At 75.8% G+C, this 25,219-nt stretch carries 1 protein-coding gene and 2 pseudogenes; all 3 read right to left on the bottom strand.

The annotated features are described in order from the left end of the window. Positions 1-66 precede the first annotated feature (66 nt). A pseudogene (locus ACFU74_RS03545) lies at positions 67-471 on the bottom strand (acyl carrier protein); the annotation flags it as partial. Positions 472-951: 480 nt separating this feature from the next. After that, a pseudogene (locus ACFU74_RS03540) lies at positions 952-10,452 on the bottom strand (SDR family NAD(P)-dependent oxidoreductase); the annotation flags it as partial. Next, positions 10,449-25,166 carry a type I polyketide synthase gene (locus tag ACFU74_RS03535; protein WP_380751104.1) on the bottom strand — a complete coding sequence of 4,906 codons (14,718 nt, stop codon included), beginning with the start codon at positions 25,164-25,166 and terminating at the stop codon, positions 10,449-10,451. The pseudogene ACFU74_RS03540 and the gene ACFU74_RS03535, both read right to left, overlap by 4 nt. Positions 25,167-25,219 lie beyond the last annotated feature (53 nt).

Below are 25,219 nucleotides of genomic sequence, written 5' to 3'. Positions count from 1 at the left end.
GCCAACTCCAGTTGCCTTGTGGGGTTGTTCGGGTGGGCGGCCGGCGCGCCGGCCGCCCGGGAGGGGTCAGTTCGCGCCGAGTTCGTTGTCGAGCAGGCTGAACAGCTCGTCGTCGTCGGCTGCGGCGATGTCGGCGTCGGTGTCGGCGCCCGCTGTGCTGTCGGCCGGTCCGGCGCCGCCCGCCCAGTCGGCGAGCAGCGCCCGCAGCCGGAGCCCGACGGCGGTCCGGGTCGCCTCCCCGGGGGTTCCGGCGGCCAGTCCGGCCTCCAGCGCGGCCAGTCCGGCGAGCAGGGCGGCGTCGCCCCCGGCCGCCTCGGGGGCGAGCCGGCCGCGCAGGGCCTCGGCCAGCGCCAGCGGCGTCGGGTGGTCGAAGACCAGCGTGGGTGCGAGCCGCAAGCCGGTGTCGGCGGCCAGGCGGTTGCGGAACTCGACCGCGGTGAGCGAGTCGAAGCCCAGTTCGCCGAAGGCCCGGGTGTCGCCGATCCCGGCCCGGTTGTCGTGGCCGAGCACCGCGACGGCGTGTGTGCGGACCAGCCCGAGGAGCGTACGGGTCTGCTCGGCGGCGGACAGTCCCGCCAGCCGGCGCGCCAGCGCGCGGTCCCGGCCGCCGCCGGTGGCGGTGGCTGTGGCGGTGACGGCGGCCGGGTGGGCCGCCGTACGGGTGTCCGACCGGACAGGCACCGGCACCAGACCGCTCAGCAGCTCCGGCAGCCGGCCGGCGGCGGCCGCCGGGTCGAGCGCGGCCCGGTCGAGGCCGACCGGGGCGAGCAGCGCCGCCTCGGACCGGAGGGCGGCGTCGAAGAGGTCGAGCGCGGCCCCGGTGGGCAGCGGCACGATCCCGCCCCGGCGCAGCCGCTCGCGCAGCGCGTCGGTCAGGGCGGCGCCGAGGCCGGTCTCCCAGAGCCCCCAGGCCAGCGACGTGGCCGGGACGCCCTCGTGGCGCAACTGCGCGGCGTAGGCGTCCAGGAAGGTGTTCGCCGCCGCGTAGTTGGCCTGGCCCGCGTTGCCGAGCAGGCCGGCGACGGAGGAGAACAGCACGAACGCGCCGAGCGGACGGTCGGCGGTGGCCGCGCGCAGGTTGACCGCGGCGTCGACCTTGGCGGCCAGGACGGCCGCCAACCGCTCGGACGTCAACCCGGTCAGCGTCGCGTCGTCCGTGCTGCCGGCGGCGTGCACCACCGCGCCGACGTCGACCGGGCCGAGCAGCCGCCGGACCGCGTCCGCGTCGGCGAGGTCGCAGGCCGCGAGCCGGACCTCGGCGCCCGCCTCGGCCAGTTCGGCGGCCAGGGACGCGGCACCGGGGGCGTCGGGGCCGCGACGGCTGACCAGCAGTAGGTCCCGGACCCCGTGGGCGGTGACCAGGTGCCGGGCCAGGGCGGCGCCGAGCGCGCCGGTCGCGCCGGTGAGCACCACCGTCCGGCCGCCGAGGCGGGACACGGTCGGCGGGGCCGGGGCTGTTGTGGTCGGGGCCGGGGCCGTCGGGGCGAGGCGGGGTACCAGGACGGCACCGTCGCGGATCGCCGCCTGCGCGAACCCGGCCGCGAGGACGCCCGCGACTGGGCCGAGGTCGGCGTCTGCCGGGCCGGCGACGTCGGTGTCGACCAGCGTGAGCCGACCGGGGTTCTCGCTCTGGGCGGACCTGACCAGGCCCCAGAGCGCGGCGTGCGCCAGCCCGGGCACGGCGTCCGCCGGGCCGGTGGCCACCGCCCCCGAGGTCAGCACCACCAGGTGGCCGGACTCCCGCTCCGGGTCGGTGACCCACTCCTGGAGCACGCCGAGCGCGTCCGTCAGGGCCCGCCGGACGGCGGACGGTTCGGCCGACGGCGCGGCCCTGGCGTCCAGTACGACGACCGGGGCACCCGGCCACCCCGGCAGCACCGCACCGAGCGGCAGTCGCCGCCACCCGGTCGCCGCGCCGGTGGTGACCGGCGCGGGCCGCCACTCCACCGTGTACAGCCCGGCCGGTCCGGCGCCCTGGTCGGCGGTGCCCCGGTCGGCGGGGGAAGGCTCGGCCGCGACCGGTCGCAGCGCGACCCGCTCGATCTCGGCCACCGGCAGCCCGGTGGCGTCCGCTATCGCCAGACGCACCCCTTCGGCCCCGTTCGGCGACAACCGGACCCGCAGCGCGCTCGCGCCGCCGGCCACCAGCCGAACCCCCGAGAACGCGAACGGCAGGTGGACGTCCGTGCCCTCCAGCAGCCCGCCGGCGGCGACGGCGTGCAGCGCGCCGTCCAGCAGCGCCGGATGGAACGCGAAGCCGCCGGCCGGCTCGGCGCACTCGATCTCGGCGTACACTTCGTCCCCGGTCCGCCAGGCCCGGCGCAGGCCCCGGAAGACCGGGCCGTAGCCCAGGCCCGCCGCCTCCATCGCCGGGTAGAAGGCGTCGAGGCCGAGCTCCTCGGCCCCCTCCGGAACGGTGACGGCGACCGGCTCGGCGCCGGTCCCGGCAGTCAGCAGGCCGGTGGCGTGCTCGGTCCACGGCGCCTCGGAGCCGGGCCGGGCGTGGACGCTCACCGGGCGGGCGCCTCCGGTTCCGTCGGCGTCCTCGGCCGCGCCGACCGTGACCCGGACTTGCACCGTCTCCCGGCCGGGCAGCACCAGCGGGGCGGTCAGCAGCAGTTCGTCCAGCACCGGAGTCCCCACCCGGGCGCCCGCCGCCAGCACCATCTCGCACAGCGCGGCTCCCGGGACAACCGTCCTGCCGTGGACGGTGTGGTCGACGGCCCACGGGTGGGTCGTCACGGACAGCGACCCGGTGAACAGCACCACCCCGGAGCCCGGGACCTCCGCCACCGCCCCGAGGACCGGATGACCGGTACCCGTGAGACCGAGGCCGGTGACGTCCCCGGTGACGCCGGTACGCGGGCGCGGCCAGAACCGCCGGTGGGAGAACGGGTAGGTGGGCAGGTCCACGGCGGCCCGGCCGACCAGCGCGGCCCAGTCGACAGACTGCCCCCGCACGAAGAGTTCGGCGACCGCGCGGAGCAGCGTCTGCGGCTCGGGCCGGCCACGCCGGAGCGCGGTGACGACGGGGAGGTCCGGGTCGACGTGGCCGACGAGCCCGGTGAGGACGCCGTCCGGGCCGAGTTCGAGCACGCGGGCGGCGTCGAGGGCGGTTGCGGCCTCGGCGAAGCGGACGGGCTTGCGGACCTGGTCGACCCAGTAGGCGGGGTCGGTCCACTGACCGGGCGTCACCGGGCGGCCGGTGACGGTGGAGACGGCGGGGAGGGCCGGTTCCTGGAAGGCCAGGCCGGTGACGATCTCGCGGAACCCGGCGAGCATCGGCTCCATCAGGCGGGAGTGGAAGGCGTGGCTGGTCCGGAGGCGGTTGGTCTTCCAACCGTTCTCGGCCGCCGCCGTCGCGGCTGCTTCGATGTCGGCCTCGGTGCCCGAAAGCACTACGGCGGCAGGGCCGTTGACGGCCGCGATGTCGAGGTCGGGGAACGCCTCGCTCACCTCGGTCTCGGCGGCGCCGACGGCCAGCATCGCACCGCCCGAGGGCAGTTCCTGCATCAGCCGGCCGCGCGCGGCCACCAGCGCGGCCGCGTCCTTGAGCGTCAGCACCCCCGCCGCGTACGCGGCCGTGACCTCGCCGATCGAGTGCCCCGCGACGATGTCCGGCGTCACGCCCCAGCTGCTCACCAGCGCCAGCAGCGCGACCTCCAGCGCGAAGATCGCCGGCTGCGCCCAACCCGTCCGCTCCAACCGCTCCGCGTCGTCCAGCACTTCACCGATCGCCAGGTCAAGCGCCACGCACGCCTCGTCGAAGGCCGCCGCGAACACCGGGAACGCCGCATACAACTCCCGGCCCATCCCGGCCCGTTGAGACCCCTGACCGGTGAACACCACTGCCAGTCGGCCTTCGACTGCTGTTCCGGTGACGGCTCGCTCAGTGAACTCGCAGATTGAATCGTGCAGTTCGACGCCGTCCTCGGCCAGGACCACCACGCGGTGCGGCAGCACCGCCCGGCCGGCCAGACCTGCCGCGACCCGGTCGAGCGGCAGGTCGTTCCGCTCGGCGAGCCGGTCCGCCAGCGTGTGCAGGGCGTCCTGGTCGGCTGCGCTGAGCACGAGCGGCGTGACGGGCAGCGCCGAGCTCGGCAGGGCCACCGGCTCGGCGGGCTCGGGGGCTTCGAGGATGACGTGGGCGTTGGTGCCGCTGATGCCGAAGGAGGACACCGCTGCGCGGCGCGGGCGGTCCAGCGCGGGCCACTCCCGCGCCTCCGTCAGCAGCTCGACCGCGCCGGCCGACCAGTCCACCTTCGTCGACGGGGTGTCGACGTGCAGCGTGCCGGGGAGACGGCCGTGGCGCATCGCCTCGACCATCTTGATGATCCCCGCAACGCCGGCGGCGGCCTGGGTGTGCCCCAGGTTCGACTTCACCGAACCGAGCCAGAGCGGCTCGCCCGCGCGGTCCTGGCCGTAGGTGGCCAACAGCGCCTGCGCCTCGATCGGGTCGCCCAGCGTCGTTCCGGTGCCGTGCGCCTCGACGGCGTCGACGTCCTGCGGCGACAGCCCCGCCGACTCCAACGCCGCCCGGATCACCCGCTGCTGCGACGGACCGTTCGGCGCCGTCAGACCGTTCGACGCACCGTCCTGGTTCACCGCCGTACCCCGCACGACCGCCAGCACCGGGTGACCGAGGCGCTCGGCGTCGGCCAGCCGCTCCACCAGGAGCATGCCGACGCCCTCACCCCAGCCCGTACCGTCCGCCCCCTCCGCGAACGACTTGCACCGCCCGTCCGCCGCCAACCCGCGCTGCCGCGAGAACCCGACGAACGTCCCCGGCGTCGCCATCACCGTCACACCACCCGCCAACGCCGCATCGCACTCACCACTGCGCAGCGCCTGAACAGCCAAGTGCAGCGCGACCAGCGACGACGAACACGCCGTGTCGACCGTGACCGCCGGACCTTCGAGACCGAAGGTGTAGGCGACCCGGCCCGAGGCGATGCTGCCGCTCGTACCGAGGAAGCCCTCGGCGTTGTCGGTGGATCCGTCGAGGACGAGCCCGTAGTCGTTGTACATCACCCCGGCGAACACACCCGTGCGGGAGCCGCGCAGGCCCAGCGGATCGATGCCCGCCCGCTCGAACGCCTCCCAGGACGTCTCCAGCAGCAACCGGTGCTGCGGATCCATCGCCAACGCCTCACGCGGCGAGATCCCGAACACCGCAGTGTCGAAGTCGGCCGCGCCGGCGAGGAAACCACCGTGCCGGGAGTACGAGGTGCCGGGGTGGTCGGGGTCGGGGTGGTACAGGCCCTCCACGTCCCAGTCACGATCCTCGGGGAACGGCACGATCCCGTCCCGACCGGCTACGACCAGCTCCCACAGCTCCTCCGGCGAGGAGACCCCACCCGGGTAGCGGCAGGCCATCCCCACGATCGCGATCGGCTCGTCGGCGGGGGTGGCGGTCGTCGGTGCGGCCACCGCCTGGGCCGCACCGGCCAGTTCCTCGCCGACCCGGCCGGCCAGGAGGGTGGCGTTCGGGTAGTCGAAGACCAGCGTGGACGGCAGGCGCAGCCCGGTCACGGTGTTCAGCCGGTTGCGCAGCTCGACGGCGGTCAGTGAGTCGAAGCCGAGTTCGCTGAAGGCCCGCTTGGGGTCGACGTCCTCGCCGCGGTCGTAGCCCAGGACGTCCGCCACCTGGGCGCGGACCAGCCCGAGCACCGCCATGACGCGCTGCTCGGTGGGCAGCTCGGCCAGCCGCAGGCCGAGGGGGGTCCCAGCGGTCGGGCGACGGTCGGCGGCGCGGACCAGGCCGCGCAGCAGGTCGGGGACGGCGGCGGCCTCACGGAGCACGGCGGTGTCCACGCTGAGCGCCGCGACGACCGGCCGGCCGGTGCCGAGGGCGGCGTCGAAGGCGGCGAGGCCCTGCTCGGCCGTCAGCGGCAGCACGCCGCCGCGCCGCATCCGGTCGCGGTCGGCGTCGGCGAGGGTCTCGGCCATGCCCGCGTCCCACAGGCCCCAGGCCAGCGAGACCGCCGGGACGCCCTGGGCGCGGAGGGCGGTCGCGTAGGCGTCCAGGAAGGCGTTCGCCGCCGCGTAGTTGGCCTGGCCCGCATTGCCGAACAGACCCGCCGCCGAGGAGTAGAGGACGAAAGCAGCGAGGTCCTTGCCCTCCGTCGCGGCCACGAGGTTGCGGGCCGCATCCACCTTGGCCCGGAACACCCGCTCCAGGCGCTCCGGCGTCAGGTCGGCGAGCAGAGCGTCGTCGAGCACCCCGGCCGCGTGGACCACCGCCGTCACCGGCTCGCCCCGCAGCACCTCGGCCACCGCCTCGGCATCAGCCACATCGCAGGCCACCGCGCGGACCTTCGCGCCCTCGACCTCCACGATTCCGCCCGACCGGGACAGCAGCAACAGATCACGGACCCTGTGCACGTCCACCAAGTGGCGAGCGATCAGGCGGCCGAGCGTGCCGGTGGCACCCGTGACAACCACGGTCCCGCCACCGAACCCGACCGGCTCACCCGCCTCCACGCGGACCAGGCGCGGGACACGGACCTCGCCCTCGCGGACGACGGCCTGCGGAAGCTCGTAGAAGGCATCATCGGCGGCATCCAGCAGATGGATCCGGTCCGGATGCTCCGACTGCGCCGAACGCACCAGACCCCACAGCGCGGCACCGTCCGCATCCGTGACCACCTCACCCGCCGCACCGAACGTCCGCACCACCAGACGCGATCGCGCCCACTCCGGATCGGCCAGCCACTCCTGGAGCAGCGCCAGCAGCACCACCGACCGGTCCAACGCCGCACCCGACACCGAAGCATCCACCAACAGCACCGGAACAGGCTCGGGCAGCACGTCACCGAGAGCGATCACCACCGGCGCAACCGCCGACGCGGCCACCTCCCGCGCCACCCACTCCACCCCGAACAGCAACCGGTCCGCCGCACCACTCGCCAACTGCCCGGCCGTCACCGGCCGGAGGCGGAGCGCGTCCACCTCCACGACCGGGAGCCCGGCCCCGTCCGCGAGCAGCAGCCGCACCACGTCCGGGCCGTCGCCCGGCAAGAGTCGGACGCGCAGTTCCCGGGTGGCCGTGCCGGTGACCCGAACGCCGGTGAAGGCGAACGGCAGCCGCACGTCCCCGTCCGGGAGCAGGCCGCCGGCGCCGATCGCGTGCAGCGCCGCGTCGAACAATGCCGGGTGCACACCTGGGCCGTCAGTCGGCCCGTCGAGCGCGACCTCGGCGAACACCGCCCCGTCCGCCCGCCAGACCCGTCGCAGGCCCCGGAACATCGGTCCGTACGACAGGCCTGCGTCGGCGAAGGCGTCGTAAAGGCCGTCGATCGCGATCTCCTCAGCGCCGGGCGGCGGCCAAGCGACCAGGCTCAGGTCTGCGCCGGGCCCGGCGGCCGGGGTGAGCGTGCCCTCGGCGTGGGTGGTCCAGCTCTCGGCGTCGCCGTCCTCGGGTTGGCTGTAGACGGTGACCGGTCGGCGGTCGGCGCCGTCCGCGGGCCCGACCCGGACCTGGAGTCGGACGCCGCCCTGCGGCGGGACCGCCAACGGCTCGCGGAGGACGAGTTCCTCGATGCCGTTCGTACCCACCCGCCGCCCGGCCGCGAGGACGAGGTCGAGCAGCGCGGTCCCCGGCACGAGGACTGTGCCGAACACCTGGTGGTCGGCCAGCCAGCCGGGCGCACCGGCGGCGAGTCGCCCGGTGAGCAGGGCGCCGTCGCCGTCGGCGAGGAGCATCGCGGCGCCGAGCAATGGATGGTCGGGCGCGTACAGGCCGGCCGTGGTGACGTCGCCGGTGTCGGCAGCGGTGTCCAGCCAGTACCGGCGCCGGTCGAACGGGTAGGTGGGCAGGTCGACGGGGCGTGCGCCGGTGCCGTCGAACAGAGCTGCCCAGTCGACGTCCTGGCCGTGGACGAACAGTTCGGCGACGGCGGTGAGCAGCGTCTCGGCCTCGCCGCGCTCGCGGCGCAGCGCAGCCACGGCCATCGTGTCGGGGGCCACCGAACCGACGAGGGCGGTGAGGACGGCGTCCGGGCCGAGTTCGAGGACGCGGTCCGCTTCGAGGGCGGTGAGGGCCTCGGCGAAGCGCACGGGTCGGCGGACCTGGTCGACCCAGTACTCGGGGTCGGCCCACTGGCCGGGCGCAACTGCTGTTCCGGTGACGGTGGAGACGGCGGGGATGGCCGGCTCGGCGAAGGTCAGTGCTGACACGACCGTGCGGAACTCGGCGAGCATCGGCTCCATCAGCCGGGAGTGGAACGCGTGGCTGGTGCGCAGCCTGCTCGTCTTCCAGCCCCGCTCGACCGCCACCGCCGCCGCTGCATCGATCTCGCCGTCAGCGCCCGAAAGCACCACCGCCGCCGGGCCGTTGACGGCCGCGATGTCGAGTTCCGGGAAAGCCTCGCGCACGTCGGCCTCGGACGCCCCGACGGCCAGCATCGCGCCACCGGAAGGGAGTTCCTGCATCAGCCGACCACGCGCGGCCACCAGCCTCGCGGCGTCGCCCAGGGAGAGAACCCCCGCCGCGTACGCAGCCGTGACCTCGCCGATCGAGTGCCCCGCGACGACGTCCGGGCTCACGCCCCAGCTTCGGACCAGCGCCAGCAGCGCGACCTCCAGCGCGAAGATCGCCGGCTGCGCCCACCCCGTCCGCTCCAACCGCTCCGCATCGTCCAGCACCTCACCGATCGGCAGGTCAAGCGCCGCACACACCTCGTCGAAAGCCGCCGCGAACACCGGGAACACCCCATACAGCTCCCGCCCCATCCCGACCCGCTGCGACCCCTGACCGGTGAACACCACCGCCAGCCGACCCTCGGCCGCAACACCACGCAACACCACGTCACCCAACAGCACCGCCCGACGCTCCAGCACCGCACGCGCCGCCAACGACACACCCACATCGACCACCGACGAGGACCCCGCCAGCGCCCGCACCCGCCCGACCAGAGCCTCCAACGACCCCTCGGAACGCGCACTCACCACCAACGGCACCACCGGCAACACCACCGACGGCCCAACCGACCCAACCGGCTCCACCGGCTCGACCGCCGGCGCCTCCTCCACGATCACATGCGCGTTCGTCCCACTGATCCCGAACGACGACACACCCGCCCGACGCGCACGGCCCACCTGCGGCCACGCCCGCGCCCCCGTCAGCAACTCCACCGCACCGGCCGACCAGTCCACCTGCGAAGACGGAGCATCGACGTGCAAGGTGCCCGGCAACACCCCGTGCCGCAACGCCTGCACCACCTTGATGACCCCCGCCACACCGGCGGCGGCCTGCGTATGCCCGATGTTGGACTTGAGGGAGCCGAGCCACAGCGGGCCCCCGGTCCGGCCCTGCCCGTACGTCGCCAGCAGCGCCTGCGCCTCGATCGGGTCACCCAGCACCGTCCCCGTCCCGTGCGCCTCCACCGCGTCCACCTCGGACGCGGCGAGACCGGCGGCCTCCAGCGCGGCCCGGATCACCCGCTGCTGCGACGGGCCGTTCGGGGCCGTCAGCCCGCTGGAGGCGCCGTCCTGGTTGACCGCGCTGCCCCGCACCACGGCCAGCACCGGATGCCCGTTGCGCTGCGCGTCCGACAGCCGCTCCAGGAGCAGCAGGCCGACACCCTCACCCCAGCCCGTCCCGTCCGCACCCTCCGCGAAGGACTTGCACCGGCCGTCGGCGGCCAGCCCGCCTTGGCGGGAGAACTCCACGAACGTGGTCGGCGTGGCCATCACCGTCACGCCGCCGGCGAGCGCCAGGTCGCACTCGCCGTTGCGCAGCGCCTGCCCGGCGAGGTGCAGGGCGACCAGCGAGGACGAACAGGCGGTGTCGACGGTGACGGCCGGGCCCTCCAGGCCGAACGTGTAGGAGATCCGGCCCGAGGCGACGCTGCCCGCGTTGCCGTTGCCCAGGTAGCCGGCGACACCCTCGGGCAGGTCGAGCGGGCGCGAGCCGTAGTCGTGGTACATCACGCCGGTGAACACGCCGGTGCGGGGGAACCGCACGGCAGTGGGGTCGAGGCCGGCCCGCTCGAACGCCTCCCAGGCGGTCTCCAGCAGTAGCCGCTGCTGCGGGTCCATCGCCAGCGCCTCGCGCGGCGAGATACCGAACAGCTCCGGGTCGAAGCCCGCGGCGCCGTGCAGGAAGCCGCCCTGGAGCCGGGCGCGCCGGTCGAGTTCGCCGCTCTCGTGGTCGTAGAGGCCCTCGACCTGCCAGCCCCGGTCGGTCGGCGGGGCACCGATGGCGTCGGTGCCGGAGGCGACCAGGCGCCACAGGTCCTCGGGACTCTCGACCCCGCCGGGGTAGCGGCAGCTCATCGCGACGATCGCCAGCGGCTCGCTGTTGCGCTGCTCCAGCTCCGTCACCCGCTGGCGGGCGGCGCGCAGGTCGGCGGCGGCGCGCCTGAGGTAGCCGAGGTACTTCTCCTCGGTCCCGGCGGGTTCGCTTACGGATGTCATGGCGGAGCCGCCTTCGGATCTGGGTCGGCTCACTGGGTGCCGAGTTCGTCGAGGAGGTCGAGGATCTCGTCGGCGGTCGCCGACTGGATGTCGTCGGTGGCGCCGTCGCCCGCGGGCGCGGTCCAGGCCGCCGCGAGCGTGCGCAGCCGCTGCCCGATGGCGTCGCGGTGCCCGCCGTCGAGGTGGCCTGCGGCCTTGAGCCGGGCCTCCAGGCCGGCGATCTCGGCGTAGGCGGCGTCGAGGGGGTCGGGTCCGGGGGCGATCCGGTCGGGGCGGAGCAGCTCGGCGAGGTGCCGGGCGAGCGCGGTCGGCGACGGGTGGTCGAACAGGACGGTCGCCGACAGGCGCAGCCCGGTCTCGGTGTTCATCCGGTTTCGCAGTTCGACGGCGGTGAGCGAGTCGAAGCCGAGTTCGAGGAAGCCGCGGGTGGTCTCGACGTCCTTGGGCGAGGCGTAGCCGAGGATGGCGGCGGTGCGGGTGCGGACCAGGTCGAGCAGGGCCCGTTCGCGCTCCGGGTCGCCCAGCGGGGCGAGCCGGTCCGCGAGCGTGTCGGCGGGGGCGGTGCCGGCGGCCCGGCGGGTCACGGCGACCAGGCCGCTCAGCAGTTCGGGGACGGTGCCGTCGGCCGCGCAGGCCCGTACGGCGTTCAGGTCCAGCGCGATCGGCACGGCCAGCGGGCGGCCGGTGGCGAGGGCGGCGTCGAAGGCGGCGAGGCCGTCGGCGGCGGTGAGCGCGCCGAAACCGGTGCGGGCCAGTCGGGCGCGGTCGGCCTCGGTAAGCGTCCCGCCCATCCCGGCGTCCCACAGGCCCCAGGCGAGCGAGACGGCCGGGACGCCCTGGGCGCGGAGAGCGGTGGCGTAGGCGTCCAGGAAGGTGTTGGCGGCGGCGTAGTTGGCCTGGCCCGCGTTGCCGAACAGGCCGGAGGCCGAGGAGTAGAGGACGAAGGCGGCGAGGTCCTTGCCCTCGGTGGCGGCGGCCAGGTTGCGGGCGGCGTCGACCTTGGCCCGGAACACGGCGTCGAGCCGTTCGGGGGTGAGCGACTGCACGGTGCCGTCGTCCAGGACCCCGGCCGCGTGGACGACGGCCGTCACCGGCTCGTCCCGCAGGACCTCGGCCACCGCGTCGGCGTCGGCCACGTCGCAGGCCACCGCGCGGACCTTCGCGCCGTCGATCGCCACGCTCCCGCCGGAGCGCGAGAGCAGCAGCAGGTCACGGACACCGTGCTCCGCCACCAGGTGCCGGGCGATCAGCCGGCCCAGCGTGCCGGTGGCGCCGGTGACGACGACCGTGCCGCTGCCGAACCCGACCGGCTCCCCTTCGGCGGGCACCCGTACCAGGCGCGGCACCCGCAGCTCGCCGTCCCGGACCACGGCCTGCGGCACCTCGTAGAAGGCGTCCTCCGCCGCGTCCAGCAGGTGGATGCGGTCCGGATGCTCCGACTGCGCCGAGCGGACCAGGCCCCACAGCGCGGCGCCGTCCGCGTCCGCGATCACCTCGCCCGCCGCGCCGAACGTCCTTACGACCAGACGGGATTGCATCCACTTCGGATCGGCCAGCCAGTCCTGGAGCAGCGCGAGCAACGCCGCCGACCGGTCCAACGCCGTACCCGGCGCCGATGCGTCCACCAGCAGTACCGGCTGCGCGACGGCCGGCAGCGGATCGCCGAGAGCGATCACCGCCGGCGCTTCGGCAGAGGCAGCCACCTTCCGCACCGCCCAGTCCACCCCGAAGAGCGAGCGGAAGCCGGTCCGCACGGCGCTGACCTGCTCGGCGGTGACCGGGCGGAAGGCCAGCTCGTCGACGGTGAGCACCGGCGAGCCGGAGCCGTCCAGGGCGATCAGGCTGACCGCGCCCTCGCCCGTCCGGGTGAGGTGGACGCGGAGCGCCCCGGCGCCGACGGCGTGCAGTCGCGCGCCGGTGACCGCGAACGGCAACCGGACGGTCCCGTCGAACAGGCCGGCCGCGCCGATCGCGTGCAGCGCCGCGTCCAGCAGGGCCGGGTGCACCCCGAAGCCGTCCGGGTCGACGCCCTCCGGCCGGATCTCGGCGATCACCCGGTCGCCGTCGCGCACGGCGCCGGTCAGACCCCGGAACGTCGGGCCGTAGCGCAGGCCGGCGTCGGCGAGCCGCTCGTAGAGGCCGTCGAGCGGAACGGGCTCGCCGTCGGGCGACGAGTCGGGCAGCCGCACGGGTGCGCCCGTGTCGGCGGAGAGGAAGCCGGTGGCGTGCGTGGTCCAGCCGTCGGCGCCGTCGGGCTGCGCGTGGACGCTCAGGGCCCGGCGCCCGTCGTCACCGGAGGCGCCGACGGTGACCCGCAGGGCGACCCCGCCCGCGGCGGGCAGCGCCAGCGGGACCTGGAGCAGCAGTTCGTCGAGGACCGGGGCTCCGGCCCGAGCGCCTGCGGCCAGTGCGATGTCCACCAGGGCGGCGCCGGGGAGGACCACGGTGTCGAAGACCGTGTGGTCGGTCAGCCAGCCGGGGGCTCCGGCGGCCAGCCGCCCGGTGAACAGCAGGGCGTCGCCCTCGGGGAGCGTGACGGCCGCGCCGAGCAGTGGGTGCTCGTCGTCGCGCAGACCGAGGCCGGCCAGGTCGCCGACCGGGTCGATCACATCGATCCAGAGCCGCTGGTGCTGGAACGGGTAGGTGGGCAGGTCGAGGACGGGCGCCGGTCCGGTGCCGAACGTGGCGGCCCAGTCGACCTCCTGGCCGTGGACGAAGAGCTCGGCCAGCGCGGTGAGCAGCGCCTCGGCCTCGCCGCGCTCGCGGCGCAGGGCGGGGACGGCGGCCGTGTCGGGAGCCGCCTCGCGGACGAGGGCGGTGAGGACGGCGTCCGGGCCCAACTCCAGGACGCGGGAGGCGTCGAGGGCCGCGGCCGCGTCGGCGAACCTGACGGGACTGCGGACCTGGTCGACCCAGTACGCCGGGTCGCTCCACTGACCGGGCGTCACCGGGCTGCCGGTCACCGTCGAGACGGCGGGGAGCAGCGGGTCGGCGAAGGCCAGGCCCTCCACGACCGTGCGGAACTCCGCGAGCATCGGCTCCATCAGCCGGGAGTGGAACGCGTGGCTGGTCCGGAGGCGGTTGGTCTTCCAACCGTTCCCGGCCGCCACGGCCGCGTCGATGTCGGCCTCGGTGCCCGAGAGCACCACGGCGGCAGGCCCGTTGACGGCCGCCACATCCAGCCCCGGGAACGCCTCCCGTACGTCGGCCTCGGACGCCCCGACGGCCAGCATCGCACCGCCCGAGGGCAGTTCCTGCATCAGCCGACCACGCGCGGCCACCAGCGCGGCAGCGTCCTTGAGCGTCAGCACCCCCGCCGCGTACGCGGCCGTCACCTCGCCGATCGAGTGCCCCGCGACGACATCGGGCGTCACACCCCAACTGCGCACCAACGCCAGCAGCGCAACCTCCAGCGCGAAGATCGCCGGCTGCGCCCAACCCGTCCGCTCCAACCGCTCCGCATCGTCCAGCACTTCACCGATCGGCAGGTCAAGCGCCGCACACACCTCGTCGAAAGCCGCCGCGAACACCGGGAACACCCCATACAGCTCCCGCCCCATACCGGCCCGCTGCGACCCCTGACCGGTGAACACCACCGCGAGCCGACCCTCGGCCGCACGGCCGGTCACGACCGGTTCCCCGGAGCCGGGGCTCAGCAGCACCGCGCGGTGCGGCAGCGTGGCGCGGGCGGTCAGGGCGTGCCCGACGGCGGCGGGCCGCAGGTCCGGCCGGTCGCGCAGCAGGGCCGGGGTCCGCTCGACGAGTTCGGCCAGCGCGGCCGGGTCGTTGGCGGTGAGCACCAGCGGCACCGGGCGGGTCACGGCGGGGAGCGGTGCGGGCGCCGGGTCGGCGGGCGGTTCCTCCAGGATGACGTGGGCGTTGGTGCCGCTGATGCCGAAGGAGGAGACGCCTGCCCGGCGGGGGCGCTCGCCGGCCGGCCAGGGGCGGGCCTCGGTGAGGAGTTCGACGTTCCCGGCGGCCCAGTCGACCTTCGGGGACGGCGCGTCGACGTGCAGGGTCTTCGGCAGCACTCCGTGGCGCATCGCCTGGACCATCTTGATGATCCCGGCCGCTCCGGCGGCGGCCTGGGTGTGCCCCAGGTTGGACTTGATCGAGCCGAGCCGCAGCGGCTCGCCCTCCCGGTCCCGGCCGTAGGTGGCCAGCAGGGCCTGGGCCTCGATCGGGTCGCCCAGCACCGTCCCGGTGCCGTGCGCCTCCACCGCGTCCACCTCGGACGCGGTGAGACCGGCGGCCGCCAGGGCGGTCCGGATCACCCGCTGCTGCGAGGGGCCGTTGGGGGCGGTGAGGCCGTTCGATGCACCGTCCTGGTTGACCGCCGTGCCCCGCACGACCGCGAGCACGCGGTGGCCGTTGCGCCGGGCGTCGGAGAGGCGCTCGACCAGCAGCATGCCGACGCCCTCGCCCCAGCCGGTGCCGTCGGCGGCGGCGGCGAAGGACTTGCACCGGCCGTCGGCGGCCAGGCCGCGCTGGCGGGAGAAGCCGGTGAAGGTGTCCGGGGTGGCCATGACGGTGACGCCGCCGGCGAGCGCCAGGTCGCACTCGCCCGAGCGCAGCGCCTGGGCGGCGAGGTGCAGCGCGACCAGCGAGGAGGAGCAGGCGGTGTCCACCGTGACGGCCGGCCCCTCCAGCCCGAAGGTGTACGACACCCGGCCGGAGGCGACGCTGCCGGAGTTGCCGGTGCCGAGGAAGCCCTCGACCTCCTCGGGGACGGCGGTCAGCCGGCCGAGGTAGTCGTGGTACATCAGGCCGACGAAGACGCCGGTGCGCGAGCCGCGCAGGCCCAGCGGGTCGACGCCGGCGTGTTCCAGGGTCTCCCAGGAGGATTCGAGCAGCAGGCGCTGCTGCGGGTCCATCGCCATGCCCTCGCGCGGCGAGATGCCGAACAGGCCGGGGTCGAAGTGGGCGGCTTCGTAGAGGAATCCGCCCTCGCGGGCGTAGGAGGTGCCGGGGTGGTCCGGGTCCGGGTGGTAGAGGCCCTCGACGTCCCAGCCGCGGTCGGTCGGGAAGGGCCCGATGCCGTCCCGGCCTCCCGCCACCAGCTCCCACAGGTCATCGGGCGAGGAGATCCCGCCCGGGTAGCGGCAGGCCATCCCGACGATGACGACGGGGTCGTCGTCCACCGGGACGGCGGTGGCGGCCGGCGCCGGGGCGGGCGCCGTGCCGGACAGTTCGGCGGCGAGGTACTCGGCGAGGGCGGTGGCGTTGGGATAGTCGAAGACCAGGGTCGCAGGCAGCCGCAGGCCGGTCTCGGCGGCCAGCGCATTGCGCAGTTCGACCGCGGTGAGCGAGTCGAAGCCCAGCTCCCGGAAGGCCCGGCCGACCGGGACCGCGTCCGGGCCCGGGTAGCCGAGGGCGGCAGCGGCCTGGGTCCGGACGGTGGCCAGTGCCGCCCGGGCCCGCTCGGCGTCCGCCAGGCCGGCGAGGTGCCCGCCGGGCGTGCCGGCTCCGGCGGGGCGCCCGGCGGCGGCGCGCCGGCGGGTGGCGGCCGGGACCAGGCCGTGCAGCAGCGGGTGCGGGCTCTCGGCGCGGCGCAGCGCGGCGAGGTCGAGCCGCAGCGGGACGGTGACGGCGCGGTCGGCGCGGAGGGCGGCGTCGAAGAGGGCGAGGCCGGTCCCGGTGTCGAGCGCGCCGAAACCGCCGCGGACGAGCCGGCGGCGGTCGGCGGTGGAGAGCGCGGCGCCGAGGCCCGCGTCCCACAGGCCCCAGGCGAGCGAGACGGCGGGGACGCCCTGGGCGCGGAGGGTGGTGGCGTAGGCGTCGAGGAAGGCGTTGGCGGCGGCGTAGTTGGCCTGGCCCGCGTTGCCGAACAGGCCGGAGGCGGAGGAGTAGAGGACGAAGGCGGCGAGGTCCTTGCCCTCGGTGGCGGCGGCGAGGTTGCGGGCGGCGTCGACCTTGGCCCGGAACACGGCGTCGAGCCGCTCGGGGGTCAGGTCGGTGAGCAGGCCGTCGTCGATGACGCCGGCGGCGTGCACGACGGCGGTGACGGGTTCCTCGCGCAGGGCGGCGGCGACCGCGTCGGGGTCGGCGAGGTCGCAGGCGAGCGTGCGCACCTCGGCGCCCTCGATGGCGGGGCCGCCGCCGGAGCGGGAGAGCAGGAGCAGCCGGGTGACGCCGTGTGCCTCGACCAGGTGGCGGGCGAGCAGGCCGCCGAGCGTGCCGGTGGCGCCGGTGAGGACCACCACGCCGTCGCCGAGGTCCGCCGTGCCCGCCGTGCCCGCCGCGGCGGGGCGGGCCAGGCGCGGCACGGTGGCCAGGCCGTCGCGCACCCGGGCCTGCGGCGCGGGGTGGAGCGCGGGGGCGGCGGCGTCGAGCAGGTGGATGCGGTCGGGGTGTTCGGTCTGGGCGGAGCGGACCAGGCCCCAGAGGGCGGCGCCGTCGGGGTCGGTGACCTCGTCGCCGACCGCGCCGAAGGTGCGCACCACCAGGCGGGAGTCGGTCCACGCCGGATCGGCCAGCCAGGTCCGGAGCAGCGCGAGCAGGGCGGCGGTGCGGTCGCGGGCGGTGCCCGGGGCGGTGGCGTCGACGGACAGGGCCGGCGCGGGGGCGGGCAGCGGCTCGCCGAGCGCGATCTCGGCCGGGGGCTGCGCGGCGGAGTCGGCGGCGGCCGGCTCGGCCGGGGCCCAGTCGACGGTGAACAGGGAGCGGGCCGCCTCGGTGCGGGCGGGCGCGGTGTCCTCGGCGTCGACCGGACGGAAGACGAGTCCTGCGACGGTGGCGACGGGCGCACCGTCGGCGTCGACGGCGTCGAGGCGGACGCTGTCCCCGGCCGGCCGGAGGCGGGCGCGCAGCAGGTCGGCGCCGTCGGCGTGCACGGTGGCGCCGGTGAAGGCGAAGGGCAGCCTGGTCGCACCGTCGGCGCTTCCTTCGCCGCCGCCGTCGCCGCCGGCCAGGCCGTGCAGGAGGGCGTCGAGCAGGGCGGGGTGGACGCCGAACCGGTCCGGTTCGCCGGGCAGTTCGGCCTCGACGTAGAGGTCCTCACCGTGCCGCCAGAGTTCGTTCAGGCCGCGGAAGGCGGGCCCGTACGCGTACCCGGCGTCGGCGAGCCGGTCGTAGAGGTCGTCGGTGGCCAGGCGGGTGGCGCCGGCGGGCGGCCAGGGGAACGTCTCGCCGGCCGGGCCCGCCGGGCCGAGCAGGCCGGTGGCGTGGACGGTCCAGTCGTCCTCGGTGCCGGAGGTGCCGGAGGTGCCGGAGGCCGGCTCGCCAGGGTGGGAGTGGATGGTGACGGGACGCCGTCCGGTCGGGTCGGGGGCGCCGACGCCGACCTGCACGGTGGCGCCGTCCGGGCCGTCGAGGCGCAGCGGCTGCCGCAGGACCAGTTCCTCGACGGTCGGGGCGCCGACCACGGCGCCCGCGGCGAGGGCGAGTTCGAGCAGGGCCGTGCCCGGGACCAGGACGCCGCCGAGCACGGTGTGGTCGGCCAGCCAGGGGTGGGTGCGGGGCGAGAGCCGGCCGGTGAGGACGGCGCCGTCGCCGTCGGCCAGCACGACCGCGGCGCCGAGCAGCGGGTGGTCGGCGGGGCCGAGGCCGAGGGCCGCCGGGTCGGTCCCGGTGGCGGCGTCGGCCCGCGGCCAGTAGCGCTGCCGCTGGAAGGCGTAGGTGGGCAGGTCGGGCAGTTGGGTGCCGGCGCCGTCGAGGACGGCGGTCCAGTCGACGTCGGTGCCCCGGGTGAAGAGCGCGGCGACGCCGGTGAGCAGGGTCGTGACCTCGTCGCGGTCGCGGCGCAGGGTGGGTGCGGCAAGCGCGTCGGGTGCGTTGGCGGCGACCAGGGCGGTCAGCACGCCGTCGGGGCCGACCTCCAGGAAGCGGGTGACGCCCCGGGCGGTCAGCGCGTGGACGGCCTCGGCGAAGCGGACCGGTCGGCGGACCTGCTCGACCCAGTACTCCGGGTCGGTCCATCGCGGCGGCTCCCCCGGCGCGACGGTGGAGACCGCGGCCAGCCGCGGCGCGGCGAGGTCGAGCCCGCGGACGACGGCGCGGAACTCGTCCAGCATCGGGTCCATCAGCCGGGAGTGGAAGGCGTGGCCGGTGCGCAGCCGGCTGGTCTTCCAGCCCCGCCCGGCCGCCACCGCGGCAGCCGCGTCGACCTCGGCCGAAGGGCCCGAGACCACCACCGACGCCGGGCCGTTGACGGCGGCGAGGTCGAGGCCGGGGAGGGCCGTCAGAACCTCGGCCTCGGCGGCGCCGACGGCGAGCATGGCGCCGCCGGCGGGCAGCGCCTGCATCAGCCGGCCCCGGGCGGCGACCAGGGTGGCGGCGTCGTCCAGTGACAGGACGCCGGCCGCGTGGGCGGCGGCGATCTCGCCGACCGAGTGCCCGGCGACGAGGTCGGGCGTCACGCCCCAGTGCCGGAGCAGGGCCAGCAGGGCCGTCTCGACGGCGAACAGGGCGGGCTGGGCGTACGCGGTGCGGTCGAGCGCGTCGGGGTCGGCGAAGACGGTCAGCCGCAGCGGCTGGTCGAGCAGCGGGTCGAACCGGGCGCAGGCCTCGTCGAAGGCCACCGCGAACACCGGGAAGGCGGCGTAGAGCTGCTCGCCCATGGCGAGGCGCTGCGCGCCCTGGCCGGTGAAGAGCAGGGCGAGGCGGCCGTCGGCGCTCTCGCCCGCCGCCGCGCTGTCGCGCCGCTTGAGCGCGCGCAGCAGCTGGGCCCGGTTGGGTGCCAGGTAGGCGGCGCGGTGGGCGAGCGGGGCGCGTCCCGCGGTGGTGCGGGCGAGGTCGAGGAGGTCGGTGCCGGGGTGGGCGTCGAGCCAGTCGAGGAGGCGGTCGGTCTGGGCCTCCAGGCCGTCCGGGGTGGCGGCGGAGACGATGACCGGCAGGGTCGGTGAGGCGGTGCGCCCGCGCGGACGGGCGGTCGCCTCGGCGGCGGGCGGCTCCTCCAGGATGACGTGGGCGTTGGTGCCGCTGACGCCGAAGGCGGAGATCCCGGCGCGGCGGGGGCGCTCGCCGGCCGGCCAGGGGCGGGCCTCGGTGAGGAGTTCGACGGCACCGGAGGCCCAGTCGGCCTGCGGGGTCGGCGCGTCGACGTGCAGGGTCCTCGGCAGCACGCCGTGCCGCATCGCGAGGACCGTCTTGATGATTCCGGCGGCGCCGGCGGCGGACTGGGTGTGCCCGATGTTGGACTTGACCGAGCCGAGCCAGAGCGGGTCCCCGGTGCGGCCCTGGCCATAGGTGGCGAGCAGGGCCTGCGCCTCGATCGGGTCGCCGAGGGTGGTACCGGTGCCGTGCGCCTCGACGGCGTCGACCTCGTGCGCCGACAGCCCGGCGCTTGCGAGGGCGGCGCGGATGACGCGCTGCTGGGAGGGGCCGTTGGGCGCGGTGAGGCCGTTGGAGGCGCCGTCCTGGTTGACCGCGCTGCCCCGTACGACGGCCAGCACCTCGCGGGCGGCCGCCCGGGCGGAGGAGAGCCGCTCGACCAGCAGCAGGCCGACGCCCTCGGCCCAGCCGGTGCCGTCGGCGGCGGCGGCGAAGGACTTGCACCGGCCGTCGGCGGCCAGGCCGCGCTGGCGGGAGAACTCGGTGAAGGTGCCGGGCGTCGCCATGATCGTGACGCCGCCGGCCAGGGCGAGGTCGCACTCGCCGTTGCGCAGCGCCTGCACGGCGAGGTGCAGGGCGACCAGCGAGGACGAACAGGCGGTGTCGACGGTGACGGCCGGGCCTTCGAGGCCGAAGGTGTAGGCGATCCGCCCGGAGGCGACGCTGCCGGCGCTGCCGGTGCCGAGGTATCCGCTGAGATCGTCGGCACCGCCCTCCAGGAGTGAGACGTACCCCTGGTGGGTGGTGCCGACGAAGACGCCGACCTGGCGGCCGCGCAGCGCGAGCGGGTCGAGCCCGGCCCGCTCGAACGCCTCCCAGGCGGTCTCCAGCAGCAGCCGCTGCTGCGGGTCCATGGCGAGCGCCTCGCGCGGCGAGATGCCGAACAGGCTCGGGTCGAAGCGGTCGGCGTCGAGGACGAAACCGCCGTTGACGGTGTAGGAGGTGCCGGATCGGTCGGCGTCCGGGTCGTAGAGCGCGTCGAGGTCCCAGCCCCGGTCGGCCGGGAACGGGCCGACCGCGTCGACCTCCCCGGCGACCAGCTCCCACAGTCCGTCGGGGGTGTCGACGCCGCCGGGGAAACGGCAGGCCATCGCGGTGAGGACGATCGGGTCGTCCTCGGCGGCGGGTACGGCGCTCGGGACCGACCCGGCGTCGGCGGAGGCCGCGTCGGCGCTCTCCGCGAGCAGGTGGCAGGCCAGGGCCAGCGGGGTCGGGTAGTCGAAGGCGAGCGTCGCGGTCAGGCGCAGCCCGGTCTCGGCGGCCAGCGCGTTGCGCAGTTCGACGGCGGTGAGCGAGTCGAAGCCGAGTTCGCGGAACGGCCGCTTGAGCGCGATCGCCTCGGCGGACGGATAGCCGAGCACGCGCGCGGCGTGGCCGCGGACCAGGTCGACGAGCACGCTCTCGCGCTCGGCGGGCGGCAGTTCGGCGAGCCGGGAGCGCCAGCCGGTCTCGGCGTGCGGTGCCTCCGCGGCCGGGCCGGTGAGCTCCGGCAGGTCCTCCAGCAGCGGGCGGCGGCGGGCGGCGGCGAAGGTCTCGGCGAAGGCCGCCCAGTCGACGTCGGCGACCGTGAGCAGCGGCGCGGGGGCGGCGACGGCCCGGCGCAGCACGTCGACCGCCAGGTCCGGGGCGAGCGGGGTCAGGCCCCGGCGGCTCAGCGCGGCGCCGGTGTCGCCCTCGGTGGCCATGCCGGCGTCGGCCCACGGGCCCCAGGCCAGCGAGGTGGCGGCCAGGCCGCGGGCGTGCCGCCGGGCGGCCAGCGCGTCGAGGGCCGCGTTGGCGGCCGCGTAGGCTCCGCCCCAGCCGCTGCCCCAGGTGGCGGCGATCGAGGAGAACAGGACGAACGCGTCGAGCGGAGTGTCGCCGAGGAGGTCGTCGAGGTGCCGGGCGCCGGTGCTCTTGCCCGCGAGCACCGCCGCGAGGGCGGCGGTGTCGAGGTCGGTCAGCGGTGCGCCGTGCGCGATGCCGGCCGCGTGGACGACGGCGGTGAGCGGGGCCTCGGGGTCGGCGCCGGCCAGGTCGAGGAGGGCGGCGACCGCCTCGCGGTCGGCCAGGTCGGCCGGGACGACGGTGACCTTGGCGCCGATGGCGCGGATCTCCTCGGCGAGTTCCCGCGCGCCGGGGGCGTCCGGTCCGCGTCGGCCGGCCAGCACGAGGTGGGCGGCGCCCTGGGCGGCGGCCCAGCGGGCGACGTGGCCGCCGAGCGCGCCGGTGCCGCCGGTGATCAGGACGGTGCCGCGCGGGCGCCAGCCCTCGTCGGGGGCGGCGGTGCTCGCGGGGGCGACGGGGGTGTGGGCCAGACGTCGGACGAACAGCCCGGCCGGGCGGATCGCTACCTGGTCCTCGGCGTCGAGGCCGCCGGCCAGGACGGCGGTGAGGCGGTCGGCGGCGCGCCGGTCGAGGTTGTCGGGGAGGTCCAGCAGGCCGCCCCAGCGGTCGGGGTGTTCGAGGCCGACCACCCGGCCCAGGCCCCAGACGGCGGCCTGGTCGACGTCGGTGGCGGGGTCGGCTTCGGTGGCCGTGGTGACTGCGCCCCGGGTGAGGATCCAGAGCGGGGCGGTGACCGCGGCGTCCTCGGCGGCCTGGGCCAGCGCGAGCGTGCCGGCGAGGGCCGCCGGAACGTGGGGGTCGGCCGGTTCGGGAGTCTCCGGGGTGTCCGCGTCGCCGCCCAGGGCGAGGAGCGAGACGATCCCCGCCGCGTCCGGCGTCTTCCGGAACCGGGCCGCGAGCGCGGCCCGGTCCGTGGCGGACACCGTCACCACGTCGGCCCCGGCCCGGGCGAGGGCCTCCGCGACGCCGTGCGTCCCGGCGGAGGCCGGGGCGACCAGGAGCCAGGTGCCGGAGAGCGGCCGGGCGGTCGGAGCGGGCAGTCCCTGCCAGGTCTCGCGGTAGCACCAGCCGTCGGTGCGGTCGCGGCGCTGACGGCGGCGGTGCCAGGATGCCAGCGCCGGGACCAGGGTGCCGAGCGACTCCCGGTGGGCCTCGGCGTCGATGCGCAGCTCGTTGGCGACCACACTCAGGTCGGCGGAGTCGATCGCGGTCCACAAGTCGGCGTCCGCGCCGGTCGGGGCGGCCTCCTCGCGGGGCGCGGGGCGCAGCCAGTACCGGCGCCGGTCGAACGGGTAGGTGGGCAGGTCGACGGGGCGTGCGCCGGTGCCGTCGAACAGAGCTGCCCAGTCGACGTCCTGGCCGTGGACGAACAGTTCGGCGACGGCGGTAAGCAGCGTCTCGGCCTCACCGCGCTCGCGGCGCAGCGCGGCGACGGCCATCGTGTCGGGGGCCACCGAACCGACGAGCGCGGTGAGGACGGTGTCCGGGCCCAACTCCAGGAACCGGTCCGCTTCGAGGACGGTGACGGCCTCGGCGAAGCGCACGGGCCGGCGGACCTGGTCGACCCAGTACTCGGGGTCGGCCCACTGGCCGGGCACAACTGCCGTTCCGGTGACGGTGGAGACGGCGGGGATGGCCGGCTCGGCGAAGGTCAGTGCTGACACGACCGTGCGGAACTCGGCGAGTATCGGCTCCATCAGCCGGGAGTGGAACGCGTGGCTGGTCCGGAGGCGGTTGGTCTTCCAGCCGTTCCCGGCCGCCGCCGTCGCGGCTGCTTCGATGGCCTCTTCAGTGCCCGAAAGCACTACGGCAGCAGGGCCGTTGACAGCGGCGACGTCGAGGTCGGGGAACACCTCCCGTACGTCGGTCTCGGACGCCCCGACGGCCAGCATCGCACCGCCCGAGGGCAGTTCCTGCATCAGCCGACCACGCGCGGCCACCAGCCTCGCCGCGTCGCCCAGGGAGAGCACCCCCGCCGCGTACGCGGCCGTCACCTCGCCGATCGAGTGCCCCGCCACGACATCGGGCGTCACACCCCAGCTCCGGACCAGCGCCAGCAGCGCAACCTCCAGCGCGAAGATCGCCGGCTGCGCCCACCCCGTCCACTCCAACCGCTCCGCATCGTCCAGGACCTCACCCAACGGCAGGTCAAGCGCCGCACACACCTCGTCGAAAGCCGCCGCGAACACCGGGAACGCCGTGTACAGCTCCCGCCCCATCCCGGCCCGCTGCGACCCCTGACCGGTGAACACCACCGCCAGCCGACCCTCGGCCGCAACACCACGCAACACCACGTCACCCAACAGCACCGCCCGACGCTCCAGCACCGCACGCGCCGCCAACGACACACCCACATCGACCACCGACGAGGACCCCGCCAGCGCCCGCACCCGCCCGACCAGAGCCTCCAACGACCCCTCGGAACGCGCACTCACCACCAACGGCACCACCGGCAACACCACCGACGGCCCAACCGGCCCAACCGGCCCAACCGGCTCGACCGCCGGCGCCTCCTCCACGATCACATGCGCGTTCGTCCCACTGATCCCGAACGACGACACACCCGCCCGACGCGCACGGCCCACCTGCGGCCACGCCCGCGCCCCCGTCAGCAACTCCACCGCACCGGCCGACCAGTCCACCTGCGAAGACGGAGCATCGACGTGCAAGGTGCCCGGCAACACCCCGTGCCGCAACGCCTGCACCACCTTGATGACCCCCGCCACACCGGCGGCGGCCTGCGTGTGCCCGATGTTGGACTTGAGGGAGCCGAGCCACAGCGGGCCCCCGGTCCGGCCCTGCCCGTACGTCGCCAGCAGCGCCTGCGCCTCGATCGGGTCACCCAACACCGTCCCCGTCCCGTGCGCCTCCACCGCGTCCACCTCGGACGGTGACAGGCCCGCCGACACCAGGGCCTGGAGGATCGCGCGCTGCTGGGCTCCGCCGTTGGGCGCGGTGAGGCCGTTGGAGGCGCCGTCCTGGTTGACCGCGCTGCCCCGCACCACGGCCAGCACCGGATGCCCGTTGCGCTGCGCGTCCGACAGCCGCTCCAGGAGCAGCAGGCCGACACCCTCACCCCAGCCCGTCCCGTCCGCACCCTCCGCGAAGGAACGGCAGCGGCCGTCGGCGGCCAGCCCGCCCTGCTTGGCGAACTGCCCGAAGGAGTCGGGGGTCGACATGACCGCCACGCCGCCGGCGAGCGCGATCGAGCACTCGCGGCTGCGCAGGGCGCGGCAGGCCAGGTGCAGGGCGACCAGCGAGGACGAACAGGCGGTGTCGATCGTGACGGCCGGGCCTTCGAGGCCGAAGGTGTAGGCGAGGCGGCCGGAGAGGACGGCGGGGGCGGTGCCGGTCAGCAGGTGGCCGAGGACGCCGTCGGGCAGGTCCTCGACGTAGGAGCTGTACCCGAGGTAGCTGCCGCCGACGAAGACGCCGGCCTGGGTGCCCCGCAGTGCCGCCGGGTCGATCCGGGCGTGTTCGAAGGTCTCCCAGGCGACTTCGAGCAGGATTCGCTGCTGCGGGTCCATCGCCAGCGCCTCGCGCGGCGAGATGCCGAAGAACGCCGGGTCGAAGTCGCCCGCGTCGTGCAGGAAGCCGCCGGAGCGGACGTCGCCCTCGGCCGGGCCGGACGGGTACCAGCTCTCCCAGCCGCGGTCGGCGGGGAAGCCGGAGATCGCGTCCCGGCCTTCGGCGACCAGGTCCCACAGGTCATCGGGGGAGGTCACTCCGCCGGGGTAGCGGCAGCCCATCGCGACGACGGCGATCGGTTCCTGTGCGGCGGATTCCAGTTCGGTGAGGCGCCGGCGGGTCTGGGCCAGGTCCTTGCTTACCCACGTGAGGTAATCGCGGAGGGTTTCCTCGGTTGCCATTCAGCTTCACCTCTGCGGATGACCGGACGCATGTCGAATCGACTGGCATCCGA

It is taken from the genome of Kitasatospora sp. NPDC057500 (genome assembly GCF_042802195.1).
Taxonomy (GTDB): Bacteria; Actinomycetota; Actinomycetes; order Streptomycetales; family Streptomycetaceae; genus Kitasatospora.
The sequence above is the reverse complement of the archived record's forward strand: the minus strand, read 5'-3'. Positions and strand labels throughout refer to the sequence as shown.

Coding starts and splice junctions, on each gene's coding strand:
- ACFU74_RS03535 (WP_380751104.1), bottom strand. CDS start 25,166: ATGGCAACCGAGGAAACCCTCCGCGATTACCTCACGTGGGTAAGCAAG.